Origin of the sequence: Rickettsia endosymbiont of Ceutorhynchus obstrictus (genome assembly GCF_964026565.1) — a bacterium.
In the GTDB taxonomy this organism is placed as follows: Bacteria; Pseudomonadota; Alphaproteobacteria; order Rickettsiales; family Rickettsiaceae; genus Rickettsia.
The window spans coordinates 1,552,279-1,565,920 of record NZ_OZ032162.1 but is presented as its reverse complement, the minus strand read 5'-3'; the positions used below and the strand labels follow the sequence as shown (position 1 = coordinate 1,565,920).

The window sequence follows — 13,642 nt, the reverse complement described above, 5'->3', positions numbered from 1 at the left end:
AAAAGTAAAAAAATATATTGATAAAAATGCTGATATAATCGGCAACTCAATATTATTTTTATATAAAATTATGTTTCGTAATAGTTTAGTATAACCAATTTTTTAAAGTTAAATCTATAAGTTTCTGTAAATTTCTTTTGTATAGAAGAAGCTTATAGATATTTTATTTTTTAGGGTTATTACAGCTAAATTCAGAAAGCTTGATACAAGCGAATTTTTCTGGATTCGCCTGTGTTCACGTATTATTAACGGCTAGCGCAGGCTCACCTTTAAATTCATCTTGTCTAAATCTTTCTGAATTTAGCTGTACACAATTAGAAAATATTATAGTTAATTTGGCTTTGTTGTATGGCTACCGGAATCGTCATTGCGAGCATTTGCGCGGAGCGCGGCAATCTAGAAAATAATAGTCATCCTGAATTTATTTCAGGATATTTTGCAAGAGATGCGCAAAACTTGTTCAGCATGACAAAGACTCGATTGCCACGGAGATAGCTAGCATATCCTCGCAATGACGGGGTAAGATCGAGCCATGCAACAACGCCGGTTAATTTAGAGAATACTAAATAGCTCATTTTTGTTATTAAAATAACGTTGGCAACAGTTTTATTAGGAGATTATATGGCTTCATTAAGGGATAATATCACAACTCAGCCCTTGTCGAATAGTAAACGAATAAGAAAGAATTTTGGACATATAAATCTAGTAGCGGATATACCGAATTTAATTGAAATTCAAAAAAATTCCTACGAGAAGAATTTTTTACAGCTTACGGTAAAAGATCCTGAAAGAAAAAATAAAGGATTGCAATCCATATTAAACTCTATCTTTCCCATTTCCGACCCTTCAAATATTGCTAATTTAGAATTTGTTAAATATGAATTTGATACCCCGAAATATGACGTAGAAGAATGTAGTCAAAGAAGTCTTAGCTATGCTGCTCCGCTTAAAGTAACTTTAAGATTAAGTATCTGGGATATTGATGAGGATACCGGCGCAAGGGAAATTAAGGGGATTAAAGAGCAAGAAGTCTATATGGGAGATATCCCGTTAATGACCAAAAACGGCACTTTTATTATTAACGGTACGGAGCGAGTAGTAGTTTCTCAAATGCATCGTTCCCCTGGGGTGTTTTTCTATCATGATGAGGGGAAAGTACATTCATCGGGAAAGCTTTTATATTCCGCTAGAGTTATTCCTTACAGAGGATCATGGCTTGATTTGGAATTTGATGCTAAAGATATCGTTTATTTTAGAATAGATAGAAAAAGAAAACTCTATGCTACTACTTTACTTAGAGCAATAGGGATGAATACTAGTGAAATTATAAAATTTTACTATCAGACGGTAACTTATCAAGCGAAAGATAGAGGTTGGGCGGTTGAGTTCATGCCGAAATCTATTACTGCTCATCGTTTAACAACTGATTTAATAAATGCCGATACGGGTGAAATAATACTTGAGGCAGGTCAAAAAGTTACTCCGCGTTTAGCTAAAAAATATTCAAGCGAAGGAATAAAGCATATTTTAGTAATGCATGAATCCCTAATCGGTAAATATCTATCGGAAGATTTGGTAGATCCGGCTAGCGGAGAAATATTGGCGAGTGTCGGTGAAATAATCACTGCCGATATGTTAAAGGTTATTGCCGAACTTAAAATTACGTCTATCGGCGTGTTAGTCATAAATCCTCAATCAGGTCCTTATATAAGGAATACTTTATTTGCCGATAAAAATCAAGATCGTGAATCGGCTTTATTTGATATAGTTAGAGTATTAAGACCCGGAGAGCCGGCAAATATTGAAGCGGCCGAAAGCTTGTTCCATAATTTATTTTTTGAGCCTGAAAGATACGATCTTTCCGAAGTCGGTCGGATAAAAATGAATTCCAGATTAGAGTTGACTATTCCTGAAGAAAATACAGTTCTTACCACTGATGATATTAAAAATATCTTAAGGGTTTTAGTAGAGCTGAAAGACGGTAAGGGAATTATCGACGATATCGATCATTTAGGTAATAGAAGGGTTAGGTCTGTCGGAGAATTGATTGAAAATCAATTTAGGATAGGGCTGGTTCGGATGGAGAAATCGGTAGTTGAGAGAATGTCGGCGGGTGATGTTGATACCGTAATGCCTCATGATTTAGTGAATTCTAAAATTTTAGTGTCCGTAGTAAAAGAATTTTTTAGTACCTCACAACTATCTCAATTTATGGATCAAACTAATCCATTATCGGAAATCACGCATAAAAGAAGATTGTCGGCACTTGGTCCCGGCGGTTTGAGTCGTGACAGAGCAGGCTTTGAAGTACGTGACGTACATCCTACTCATTACGGTCGTATCTGCCCGATTGAGACGCCGGAAGGTCAAAATATCGGTTTAATTAATTCAATGGCTACCTATGCTAGAATTAATAAACACGGCTTTATTGAAAGTCCTTATAGAAAAGTCGCTAACGGTAAGGTAACTAATGAAGTAGTTTACTTGTCTGCTATTGAAGAAGGAAAATATAAAATCGGGCAAGCTAATTCTAAAGTCGATAAAAACGGCGTATTACAGGATGAAGTTATTAATTGCCGGATTGAAGGCGGTAATTTTGCTTTGACGGAACCGAATGAAGTAGATTTTATTGATATCACTCCTATGCAAATCGTGTCTATTGCGGCCTCTCTCATTCCTTTTTTAGAAAATGACGATGCTAACCGAGCGTTAATGGGTTCAAACATGCAGCGGCAAGCAGTCCCTTTAATTAAATCGGATGCGCCTTTTGTCGGTACGGGGGTTGAAGGGGTAGTAGCAAAGGATTCGGGGGCGTCCGTATTAGCTCTGCATGACGGCATAGTTGAGCAAGTTGATTCAAATAGAATCGTAATTAGAACTACTCAGCAAAAAGCCGATGGATCACCTTCTGTTGATATCTATAATTTATTAAAATTTCAGAAATCTAACCATAATACTTGTATCAATCAAAAGCCTTTAGTTAAGGTCGGTTATCATGTTAAGAAAAACGATATTATAGCTGATGGACCAAGTACCGATAACGGTGAAATTGCTTTAGGTAGAAACGTGCTTGTTGCCTTTATTCCATGGAGCGGCTATAATTTTGAAGATTCAATTTTAATATCGGAACGTATAGTAAAAGAAGATGTTTTTACCTCTATTCATATTGAAGAATTTGAAGTAATCGCAAGAGATACCCGCCTTGGACCTGAAGAAATTACCCGTGATATACCTAATGTTAGTGAAGAAAACCTTCGCCATCTTGATGAAGTCGGCATAATTTATGTCGGTGCGGAAGTAAAAGCCGGTGATATTCTAGTCGGAAAAGTAACGCCGAAAAGTGAATCGCCGATTACGCCGGAAGAAAAATTATTAAGAGCAATTTTTGGAGAAAAAGCTTTTGACGTTAAAGATTCATCATTGCATGTACCTTCAGGGGTTAGCGGCACGGTAGTAGAAGTTAGAGTATTTTCTCGTAGAGGAGTTGAAAAGGATGAGCGTGCAATCGCTATCGAAAAACAACAAATAGAAAAACTTGCTAAAGATAGAGATGATGAGCTAGCAATTATTGAACATTTTGTTTTTGCCAGATTAGAAAAAATTCTAACAGGGCAAGTAATTGTTAACGGACCTAAATCAGTAAAAGTCGGTCAAGAGATTACTAAGAAAATGTTAGAAGATTTATCTAAAGGTCAATTCTGGCAGCTTATAGTTGAAGATTCAACAGTAATGAATGAAATTGAGCAAATAAAACATCATTACGATGAGAAAAAAGATATTCTTAATAAAAGATTTACCACTAAAGTTGAAAAAGTGCAAAGTGGTGATGATTTACCGCAAGGGGCTTTAAAAGTAGTAAAAGTATTTATTGCTACTAAACATAAATTACAACCCGGCGATAAAATGGCCGGAAGGCACGGTAATAAAGGGGTTATTTCTCGTATAATGCCGGAAGAAGATATGCCGTTTTTAGAAGATGGGACAGTAGTAGACATTGTGCTTAATCCTTTAGGGCTTCCTTCACGGATGAATATCGGGCAGATTTTAGAGACGCATCTCGGTTGGGCATCGGTCAATTTAGCTAAAAAAATATCCGGGTTAGTTACTCAATATAAAAATGAAGAAATTAGTATAAAGGAAGTTAAATCTTTTATATCCCATTTATACGGTGAAACTGCTAACCAAATACTAAAAATGTCAGATGAAGAAATTATTAATTTCTGTCGAGAAAATAGTAAAGGGGTATATTTTGCGACGCCGGTATTTGATGGAGCAAAAGTTGAAGACGTTAAGGAAATGCTAAAGCTTGCCGATCAAGATACTTCAGGTCAAGTAAAATTAATTGACGGTAGAACCGGCGAATATTTTGATCGCCGAGTTACGGTCGGGCAAAAATATTTACTAAAATTACATCACTTGGTCGATAACAAAATTCATGCTCGTTCTATCGGTCCTTATAGTTTAGTAACTCAACAACCTTTAGGCGGAAAATCACATTTCGGCGGGCAACGTTTTGGAGAAATGGAATGTTGGGCGCTGCAAGCTTACGGTGCTGCTTATACATTGCAGGAAATGTTAACCGTTAAGTCGGATGATGTAAACGGTAGGATCAAAATCTATGATTCTATAGTGCGCGGTGATAATAATTTTGAATCCGGTATCCCTGAATCTTTCAATGTAATGATAAAAGAATTTAGATCGTTATGCCTTAACGTAAAACTTGAGGATACAACTTCAAGTTAGGGATTTGTTCAGGCTATCATTGTGATAGGGAATTGTTGAGGGGATTGAAATCGTTACAGAAACATCGTCATTGCGAGGAGGGACATAGTCCCGACGTGGCAATCCAGTTAAATATATTTTTATGCTAAACAAGTTTAGCATTCTAATTAAATCCCTCATTACATTCGGGATAGCCTGGATTGCCGCGCCCGCTTACGCGGCTCGCAATGACGTTTGAGTATTCACGCAACAATGCTAGCTCGCAATGACGACCTACATATCGAATATATTTTGAAATACGAGTAATATAAACCGTCTTATAAATTTTAAGGAAAAATATTTATGACTGGAGTGGTAAATTTTTACGGGCAACTGAGTAGTACTCAACAATTTGATCAAATAAGGATCAATATAGCCAGCCCCGATCAAGTACGTTCGTGGTCTTTCGGTGAGGTAACAAAGCCGGAAACTATTAACTACCGTACTTTTAAACCGGAAAAAGAAGGTTTATTTTGTGCTAGAATTTTCGGTCCGGTAAAAGATTATGAATGTCTTTGCGGTAAATATAAGCGTATGAAAAATCGCGGTATTACCTGTGAAAAATGCGGCGTTGAGGTTACTGTTTCTAGGGTAAGGCGTGAAAGAATGGGGCATATAGAACTTGCTGCGCCGGTTGCTCATATATGGTTTTTAAAATCATTACCGTCAAGAATTAGTACGCTTCTTGATATGACGATGAGAGATATAGAAAAGATATTATATTTTGAAAGTTATGTAGTTGTTGATCCCGGTCTGTCAGTCCTTCAAAAGGGCGAGCTTTTATCGGAAGAAGAATTGCAGAAAGCTAAAGATAAGTACGGAGAAGATAGTTTTACTGCATCTATAGGAGCTGAAGTTGTTCAGCAAATGCTTACCGAGCTAGATTTCTCCAAATTAAAAGAACAATTATATGAAGAATTATTAAATACTTCTTCAGAGGTTAAAAAGAAAAAGTTAGTAAAGCGTTTAAAATTAGTCGAAGATTTTCTTGAATCGGAAAATAAGCCTGAATGGATGATTATGAACGTCCTACCGGTGATTCCACCGGAAATAAGACCGCTAGTTATGCTTGACGGCGGGCGATTTGCAACGTCTGATCTTAACGAACTTTACCGCAGAGTAATTAATAGAAATAATCGTTTAAAAAGGCTTATTGATTTAAGAGCACCCGACATAATAGTCAGAAATGAAAAAAGAATGCTTCAGGAATCGGTTGATGCATTATTTGATAACGGTCGTCGCGGAAAAGCGGTAAAAAATGCAAATAAGCGTCCTTTTAAATCATTAAGTGATATGTTAAAAGGTAAACAAGGACGTTTCCGTCAAAATCTTTTAGGCAAAAGGGTCGATTATTCCGGTCGTTCGGTTATTGTGGTAGGACCTGAGCTTAAACTGCATCAATGCGGTTTACCGAAAAAAATGGCGCTAGAATTATTTAAGCCGTTTATTTATTCTAAGCTTGAATTATATGGAATTGCTACCACCATCAAGGCGGCCAAAAAAATGGTTGAATCGGAAAAACCGGAAGTTTGGGATATATTAGAAGAGGTTATAAGGGAACATCCCGTATTGCTTAATAGAGCTCCTACATTGCACCGCCTAGGGATACAAGCATTTGAGCCGTTATTGATAGAAGGCAAGGCTATTCAGCTTCATCCGTTAGTTTGTGCCGCTTTTAATGCGGATTTTGACGGTGATCAGATGGCTGTACATATTCCTTTGTCGATTGAGGCACAGCTTGAAGCTAGGGTATTTATGATGTCTACTAATAATATCTTAAGCCCTGCAAACGGCAGACCGATTATTGTTCCCGATAAAGATATAGTCCTTGGTCTTTACTATTTAACTCTTGCTTTTGATAATGAAGTCGGTGAAGGGATGATATTTGCCGATTTAGCGGAAATGGAACATGCATTATATGAGAAATTTATAACTATCCATACAAAAATAAAATTTCGCCGGAATCAATTAAATGCAGAAGGAGAAATGACCTCTACTATAGTTGATACTACTTTTGGGCGGTTAATGGTCGGTGAATTATTGCCGGCTAGTCCTAACATAGGATTTAAATTTATTAATAAACCGCTAACTAAAAAAGATATATCTGCGGTAATAGATTTGGTATATCGTCATTGCGGTCAAAAGGCTACGGTAATTTTTGCCGACCAATTAATGAAACTCGGCTTTAAATATGCTTGTTCTTCCGGTATTTCTTTCGGGATGGATGATATGGTCGTACCGAAATCTAAAGGTACTCATATAGAAGAAACGCGTACTGAGGTAAAAGAATTTGAACAACAATATTCTAACGGTTTAATTACCTACGGCGAGAAATATAATAAAGTAGTGGATTCTTGGTCAAGATGTACCGAAAGAGTGGCAAATGACATGATGAAAGAAATTGCGACGCTCGCGGTTAATGATGATCCAAGTCATCAAAAAATAAATTCTATTTATATGATGGCTATTTCAGGTGCGAGGGGGTCTTTTGCACAGATTAAGCAGTTAGGCGGTATGCGCGGTTTGATGACTAAGTCAAACGGACAAATTATTCAAACGCCGATTATTTCCAATTTCCGTGAGGGACTGACTGAATTTGAGTGCTTTAACTCAGCCAACGGAATGCGTAAAGGGCAGATAGATACAGCTCTAAAAACAGCAAGTTCAGGGTATTTAACAAGAAAATTAGTTGACGTTGCGCAAGATTGTATCATTACGGAAAAAGATTGCGGAACAAATAAAGGTATTGAAGTAAAATCTATTATCGACGGCGGTGAAGTTATGGTAGCTCTTGCCGACCAAGTTTTAGGGCGTACCGTTGCTATTAATACCTATCATCCGGTTACTAATGATTTAATTCTTAGCAGGGGCGAGCTGATTAACGAAGCTAAATTAGAAGAAATTGAATCTGCGGGCTTAGATAGGCTCATGGTTAAATCCGTTTTAACATGTGAAAGTGCTACCGGTCTATGTAGTACTTGCTATGGCAGAGATCTTGCTACCGGTTCGTTAGTAGCCGAAGGCGAGGCTATCGGAGTGATTGCCGCCCAATCTATCGGCGAACCCGGTACTCAGTTAACTATGAGAACTTTCCATATCGGAGGAGCGGCAACTAAGGGTGCGGAAGTATCTTCGGTAGAAGCTTCTTACGATGCAAAAGTTAAAATCTTAAGCCGTAACGTAGTTATTAATTCTGAAGGGCGCAAGATTGTTATGAGTCGTAACTGTGAATTATTGTTACTTGATACTAAAGGTAACGAGAAAGCTCGTCATAAAATACCGTACGGTGCTAGATTGCTGGTTGATGATACGGATATAGTTACTAAAACACAAAAATTGGCTGAGTGGGATCCTTATACCGTGCCGATTATTACCGAAAAATCCGGTAAAGTCTTGTTTAAGGACATGGTAGAGGGTATTTCAATTCGTGACGTAACCGACGAAGCAACGGGTATTGCCAGCAAAGTTATCATTGAATCAAAGCAATATTCACGCGGCGCAGAGTTACGCCCTCGTATTCAATTACTTGATAGCAAGGGAGAAGTCATTACGTTATCAAACGGCTTGGAAGCTAGATATTACTTACCGGTCGGGGCAATTTTAAGTGTGGAAGACGGAATGCAGATATCGGTAGGCGATATAGTAGCGCGTATTCCGAAAGAATCGACTATGACCAAAGATATTACCGGCGGGCTGCCTAGAGTTGCCGAACTAGTAGAGGCAAGACGTCCAAAAGATCATGCCGTGATTGCCGAGATAGACGGTAGAATTGAATTCGGTAAAGACTATAAGTCCAAGAGGCGTATAGTTATTCACCCAGGTGATAGCTCAACCCCTATTGAATATATGGTACCGAAAGGTAAGCACGTAGTAATAAATGAAGGTGATTTTGTTAAAAAAGGTGACTTATTAATTGACGGTAATCCGGTATTGCAAGATATCTTAAAAGTAATGGGTGTAGAAATACTTGCTAATTACATAGTAAAAGAAATTCAAGCGGTATACCGCCTGCAAGGTGTAAAAATTGACGATAAACATATAGAAGTAATAATTCGTCAAATGTTACAAAAAGTGGAAGTTACCGATTCCGGCGGAACTACCTTATTAATAGGTGAAAAAATAGACCGTCGTGAATTCACCGAAATAAATGAGAAAGCTATTAAAAACAATCTAAAACCGGCTGAAGCTCAAGCAATATTGCAAGGTATTACTAAAGCTTCGCTGCAAACGAGATCATTTATTTCTGCCGCTTCGTTCCAAGAAACTACAAGAGTTTTAACCGAAGCAGCTATTGCCGGGAAAGTGGATAAATTGCTTGGATTAAAAGAAAATGTTATTGTCGGACGTTTAGTACCGGCAGGAACAGGTTTCTATATGAATAAAATGCGTAAGCTTGCGGCAAAACTTGATCAAGAAAACGCTTAAAATTTGTTATACCGAGGCATTGTAAGGTGCCGGTGTTGTTGCATGGCTCATAATTTACCGCATTATAGTTATTACAAGTATGGTGTCATACCGTGACTTGACCGGCATTATTGCACGGTTCGATAAAAGCAGCAGTATGTCATTCCCGCGAAGAGGCGTTGTTGCGTGGTTACCATAATCGTCATTGCGAGCGACTGCAAGGAGCGCGGCAATCTAGAAAATAATAGTCATCCTGAATTTATTTCAGGATATTTTGCAAGAGATGCCGAAACAAGTTCAGCATGACAAAGAAAAATCTGGATTCCCGCCTTTAGCCATAACTGTCCGAAGTTGAAAAATAAATAGAGAAACTGTTTGAGTTTTTCACTCTATTATATATCAAAATAGTAGTATTTTTAGCATTAACGGCAAAAAAAGTACTATTTAATAATCTTAATTTTTCAACTTCGGACAGTTATGGCCTTTAGCTAGAATGACATCAAAAATTTGAGCCATGCAACAATGCCGGTTTGACCCACTACTGTACGAACGTTTAAATAAAGAGGTAAAAATTCTGTCATTCCGTGGCTACGACCACTTCAGTCCAGCTTATAATATCATAAAAAGATTCTAAAATAAGTCTAATATGGCTTTATTTTCCTGGATGCCGTGATCAAGTCACGGCATGACACAGCCTTTTTTCAACGTTCGTACAGTAGTGGGTTTGACCACGGTATGACAAGTTTTAAGCGATTTAACCATCCACGCAACAACGCCTCCAGTCGTTCGCAATGACGGGTTTCGCTAGGTACGGCTAAATTCAGAAAGTTTCAGACAAGATGAATTTGAGGAAGAGCTAAGCTACCGTACTAAAGTACGTGAGCACAGGCGAATGCCGAAAAATTCGCTTGTATCAAGCGATCGCGATGACGCTGTATATAGACCTTAATAAGCGAAGCTATATTTACGCATAGCTGATTCTTCTCTAAAGCTAGTGAGTATCTTTAGCCACTCATAAATAGGTTGCATGATACGATATTGTTCAAGACAAAATTTTAAGGCATTCGGGGTAGTAATGTTATCTAGGGAGGAGTAATAACTCCATATAGCAAGCTTTTTACGACGCAATAAATTTTCTCTAGGATGATCTTTATCGTAACCGCTTGGTATATTTTTTAAGTCCGGCGGATCAAGTTTGAAATTCTTCTTGATATAGCTGTTGAGAAGAGTTTCAAGCTTTGCCCCTCTTTGATTATCAATTATCGCTTCGCGGTAAGCAATTAACCCATTTTTAGAAAACTCACGTAGACCGCAAGCGAGAATAAGCTTGTCCGGTTGTAGTGACAAATAAAACATAGGGTAATCACTACATTGAGCTTGCTTAGTATTTAGGCGGGTGAATCCTATTCTTAAAGACGGGTCGTAAGGAGTGTTATTTTTACTGAAGCGTACATCACGATAAATACGAAAAATCTTGCCTTGCATAGGTTCTTCGGCAATTTCCTGAAGATTTTGAGTCATTTGTTCAACAAATATATTAGCTGCCGGCTCTAATAAATCCTTAAATATATGTTTATTTTCTTTAAACCATAGACGGTTATTATTAGCTTGTAATTGTTGAAGAAAATTAATTACTTCTGACGAAAATCCCGGAAAGACTAATTTTGTATTCATAACTATACTTTTACAACTTCCAAAAACCTACATACTCTTCTGCATCATTTGAGTATACTATAAAAAGGAAAGTTTTTGACTAAATTTTTTACTTGTGCGTGAATTTTTTCCTCGCATTTGCTATTATTCTGATGGTCTTTAAGGCTATCTAATATATCGGCGATCATTTGCCCGACTAATATAAATTCTTGTTCCTTAAATCCTCTAGTTGTGCAAGCGGGGCTGCCGAGCCTAATTCCTGAGGTAATAAAGGGCGAGGTTTCATCAAACGGGATGCTGTTTTTATTGCAGGTAATGCCTGCTCTATCTAAAGAGTTGGCGGCTATTTTGCCGGTGATACCGTCTTTGCGTAAATCTATTAACACGATATGGTTATCGGTACCCTTGGTTAAAATATCATATCCTCTTTCTTGTACGCTTTGCGCTAGAGCTTTAGCATTACTTAAAACCTGCTTTATGTAGTTTTTATATTCAGGCTGTAAGGCTTCCTTGAAGGCTACGGCTTTGGCAGCTATAATATGCATTAACGGCCCGCCTTGTATTCCGGGAAATAAAGCAAGATTGATTTTTTTCCCAAGCTCTTCGTCGTTCGATAAAATTAAGCCGCCTCTTGGACCTCGCAAAGTTTTATGGGTAGTGGAAGTTACAATATGTGCAAAGGGCAAAGGGCTTGCATGCTCACCAACAGCCACAAGTCCTGCGATATGAGCAATATCTGCCATAAGATATGCACCTACTTTGTCGGCAATTTCTCGGAACTTGGCAAAATCTAAGTTTCTTGGATAAGCGGAATAACCGGCAATAATTAGCTTTGGTTTATGTAATATTGCTAGTTTTTCTATTTCATCATAATCGATTAAATAACTGTCTTTATCAACGCTGTAAAAAACCGCGTTAAACCATTTACCGGACATGTTTGGAGCTGCTCCATGCGTCAGATGCCCGCCGCTATCTAAAGACATACCAAGGATAGTATCGCCCGGCTGTAATAACGTCAAAAAAACTGCTTGATTAGCCTGCGAGCCTGAATGAGGCTGAACATTGGCATATTGACAATTAAATAATTTTTTTGCTCGCTCTATGGCGAGTAGCTCTGCCTTATCTACCTCCTCGCAACCGTTATAAAAACGCTTCCCCGGATAACCTTCAGCGTATTTATTAGTAAGTACCGAGCCTTGAGCCTCTAGCACGGCACGGCTAGTAAAATTTTCCGAGGCAATAAGTTCAACCACGTCTCTTTGTCGATGCTTTTCACTATTAATTATTTCGTAAATTTCTCTATCAGTATCTGCTAATTTATTGCCAAAAATATCCATTCATTTATCCTATTGTTTTTAGTGTTGTTACATAGCTTGATTAACACCGCGTCATTGCGAGCGACTAAAGGCGTTATTGCATAGCTTGAATTTTCGATGTCATTCCCGCTGCCCCTTATGTCATTCCCGCGCAGGCGGGAATCCAGAAAAATTAAACTAAAGATGTAACTATAACTTACAATTATATAGAAAAAAGCCTTATAAGCTAAGGCTTTTTAGCCTGGATTCCTGCCTTCGCAGGAATGACATACTGCTACTTATGTCAAGCCACGCAACAATCCTCGCTCGCAATGACGAGTTTATAGATTTTTCCAATCCAGGCAACAACGCTATTGTTTTTTAATAAAATTAATTGCAAATTCTAGCCCTTTTGCGTCAATAGAGTGGGCAAGCCTGGGAATTTTATGACTTTCATAAGGTATTTGATATTTGGATAAATATTTTGCGGCATTATCCATTTCGCTAATGCTAACTACCTCATCAAGCTCTCCATGAATTAAGCAAATAGGAGTCGATTTATTAATGCATTCAGTCGGTGCAACTAGTAATCCTGAAAAACCTATACTACATAAAAACGGCTCTTGGCTAGCAAGCGTTAAATATAGCCCGATCATCGTACCTTGAGAAAAACCGATAATAATAGTATCTTTATTAGTCAAGTTTAACTCGGCTTGTTTTTGCTTAATTATCTCTGCAAGAAGCGCAACATTATTTTCCAGTAATTTTTGCATTTTATGAGGAGTGCGATCTTGCAAACTAAACCATTGCCGCCCGTAAGGTGCCATATCGTAAGGCTCAACCCCATGCGGAGAAATAAAATAACAATCCGGTAAATCATCTTTGATATACGGCACCAGCCCTATCAAATCGTGACCGTCGGAACCGACGCCGTGCAATAATACCGCTAGTCTTTTCGGCGGTAGCTCTTTACTGTTAATTTCGGGATATATTAAATTTTTATTCATTGGTTTTAATTTTTTATAGTTATTATAAATACAATATCATACCGTGGTCAAGCCCACTACTGTACGAACGTTTAAATAAAGAGGTAAAAATTCTGTCATTCCGTGGCTACGACCACTTCAGTCCAGCTTATAATATCATAAAAAGATTCTAAAATAAGTCTAATATGGCTTTATTTTCCTGGATGCCGTGATCAAGTCACGGCATGACACAGCCTTTTTTCAACGTTCGTACAGTAGTGGGTCAAGCCGGTGTTGTTGCGTGGATACCTAAAACGTCATTGCGAGAAGCTACAAGCGTTGTTGCGTGGATGGTTAAAAACGCCCTCGGTGTCATTCCCGCGCAGGCGGGAATCCAGAAAAATATTCAAAAGTCATCCTGAATTTATTTCAGGATCTACTACAAGAGATGCTGAAACAAGTTCAGCATGACAAAGAAAAGCCTGGATTCCCGTTTTCACGGGAATGACATCGGGGATGTTTGCTCAAAATGCATTCTACTAATACAGGTGCGAGAAAATATCT

Annotated in this window: 11 protein-coding genes and 1 pseudogene; 7 read left to right on the top strand and 5 right to left on the bottom strand. The window is 38.0% G+C overall.

All coding sequences use genetic code 11. The features are described 5' to 3' along the window. Positions 1-200 precede the first annotated feature (200 nt). Entirely contained in the window at positions 201-407 is a 207-nt protein-coding gene (locus AAGD64_RS10660; protein ID WP_410526073.1) for a hypothetical protein, read from the top strand. 3 nt (positions 408-410) lie between these two features. Here the strand turns inward: AAGD64_RS10660 and AAGD64_RS08970 are convergent, their stop codons facing one another. Beyond that, complete coding sequence (locus AAGD64_RS08970) at positions 411-575, bottom strand: hypothetical protein (RefSeq protein WP_341793165.1); 165 nt, start codon at positions 573-575, stop codon at positions 411-413. Positions 576-621: 46 nt separating this feature from the next. Here AAGD64_RS08970 and rpoB point away from each other — a divergent pair, with 46 nt between their 5' ends. Beyond that, entirely contained in the window at positions 622-4,743 is a 4,122-nt protein-coding gene (rpoB, locus tag AAGD64_RS08965; protein ID WP_341793164.1) for a DNA-directed RNA polymerase subunit beta, read from the top strand. Here rpoB and AAGD64_RS08960 read toward each other — a convergent pair. Further along, positions 4,735-4,902 carry a hypothetical protein gene (locus AAGD64_RS08960; protein WP_341793163.1) on the bottom strand — a complete coding sequence of 56 codons (168 nt, stop codon included), beginning with the start codon at positions 4,900-4,902 and terminating at the stop codon, positions 4,735-4,737. The two genes, rpoB and AAGD64_RS08960, sit on opposite strands and share 9 nt — an antisense overlap. A 162-nt stretch (positions 4,903-5,064) precedes the next feature. Here AAGD64_RS08960 and rpoC point away from each other — a divergent pair, with 162 nt between their 5' ends. The 3 genes and pseudogenes from rpoC to AAGD64_RS10655 all read left to right on the top strand — a co-directional run. After that, positions 5,065-9,186: a DNA-directed RNA polymerase subunit beta' gene (gene rpoC / locus AAGD64_RS08955; RefSeq protein WP_341793162.1), complete on the top strand. Its 4,122-nt coding sequence runs from the start codon at positions 5,065-5,067 to the stop codon at positions 9,184-9,186. Between the two features lie 648 nt (positions 9,187-9,834). After that, the gene (locus AAGD64_RS08950) at positions 9,835-9,960 is read left to right on the top strand and encodes a hypothetical protein (RefSeq protein ID WP_341793161.1); all 126 of its coding nucleotides are present in this window, start codon (positions 9,835-9,837) and stop codon (positions 9,958-9,960) included. Positions 9,961-9,973: 13 nt separating this feature from the next. Next, a pseudogene (locus AAGD64_RS10655) lies at positions 9,974-10,102 on the top strand (palindromic element RPE3 domain-containing protein); the annotation flags it as partial. 8 nt (positions 10,103-10,110) lie between these two features. On the opposite strand, the gene AAGD64_RS08940 reads toward AAGD64_RS10655, so the two are convergent. The 3 genes from AAGD64_RS08940 to AAGD64_RS08930 form a co-directional block, all read right to left on the bottom strand. Next, positions 10,111-10,839: a DUF2461 domain-containing protein gene (locus tag AAGD64_RS08940; protein WP_341793160.1), complete on the bottom strand. Its 729-nt coding sequence runs from the start codon at positions 10,837-10,839 to the stop codon at positions 10,111-10,113. Between the two features lie 44 nt (positions 10,840-10,883). Continuing rightward, positions 10,884-12,155 carry a serine hydroxymethyltransferase gene (gene glyA, locus AAGD64_RS08935; RefSeq protein WP_341793159.1) on the bottom strand — a complete coding sequence of 424 codons (1,272 nt, stop codon included), beginning with the start codon at positions 12,153-12,155 and terminating at the stop codon, positions 10,884-10,886. Positions 12,156-12,484: 329 nt separating this feature from the next. After that, the gene (locus AAGD64_RS08930) at positions 12,485-13,120 is read right to left on the bottom strand and encodes a dienelactone hydrolase family protein (RefSeq protein ID WP_341793158.1); all 636 of its coding nucleotides are present in this window, start codon (positions 13,118-13,120) and stop codon (positions 12,485-12,487) included. Between AAGD64_RS08930 and AAGD64_RS08925 the strand changes: the two genes are divergently transcribed. After that, complete coding sequence (locus AAGD64_RS08925; RefSeq protein ID WP_341793157.1) at positions 13,120-13,272, top strand: hypothetical protein; 153 nt, start codon at positions 13,120-13,122, stop codon at positions 13,270-13,272. The two genes, AAGD64_RS08930 and AAGD64_RS08925, sit on opposite strands and share 1 nt — an antisense overlap. Before the next feature lie 51 nt (positions 13,273-13,323). After that, positions 13,324-13,500: a hypothetical protein gene (locus AAGD64_RS08920; protein ID WP_341793156.1), complete on the top strand. Its 177-nt coding sequence runs from the start codon at positions 13,324-13,326 to the stop codon at positions 13,498-13,500. The last annotated feature ends 142 nt before the right edge of the window (positions 13,501-13,642 follow it).

Coding starts and splice junctions, on each gene's coding strand:
- AAGD64_RS08970 (WP_341793165.1), bottom strand. CDS start 575: ATGAGCTATTTAGTATTCTCTAAATTAACCGGCGTTGTTGCATGGCTC.
- rpoB (WP_341793164.1), top strand. CDS start 622: ATGGCTTCATTAAGGGATAATATCACAACTCAGCCCTTGTCGAATAGT.
- AAGD64_RS08960 (WP_341793163.1), bottom strand. CDS start 4,902: ATGAGGGATTTAATTAGAATGCTAAACTTGTTTAGCATAAAAATATAT.
- rpoC (WP_341793162.1), top strand. CDS start 5,065: ATGACTGGAGTGGTAAATTTTTACGGGCAACTGAGTAGTACTCAACAA.
- AAGD64_RS08940 (WP_341793160.1), bottom strand. CDS start 10,839: ATGAATACAAAATTAGTCTTTCCGGGATTTTCGTCAGAAGTAATTAAT.
- glyA (WP_341793159.1), bottom strand. CDS start 12,155: ATGGATATTTTTGGCAATAAATTAGCAGATACTGATAGAGAAATTTAC.
- AAGD64_RS08930 (WP_341793158.1), bottom strand. CDS start 13,120: ATGAATAAAAATTTAATATATCCCGAAATTAACAGTAAAGAGCTACCG.
- AAGD64_RS08920 (WP_341793156.1), top strand. CDS start 13,324: ATGACACAGCCTTTTTTCAACGTTCGTACAGTAGTGGGTCAAGCCGGT.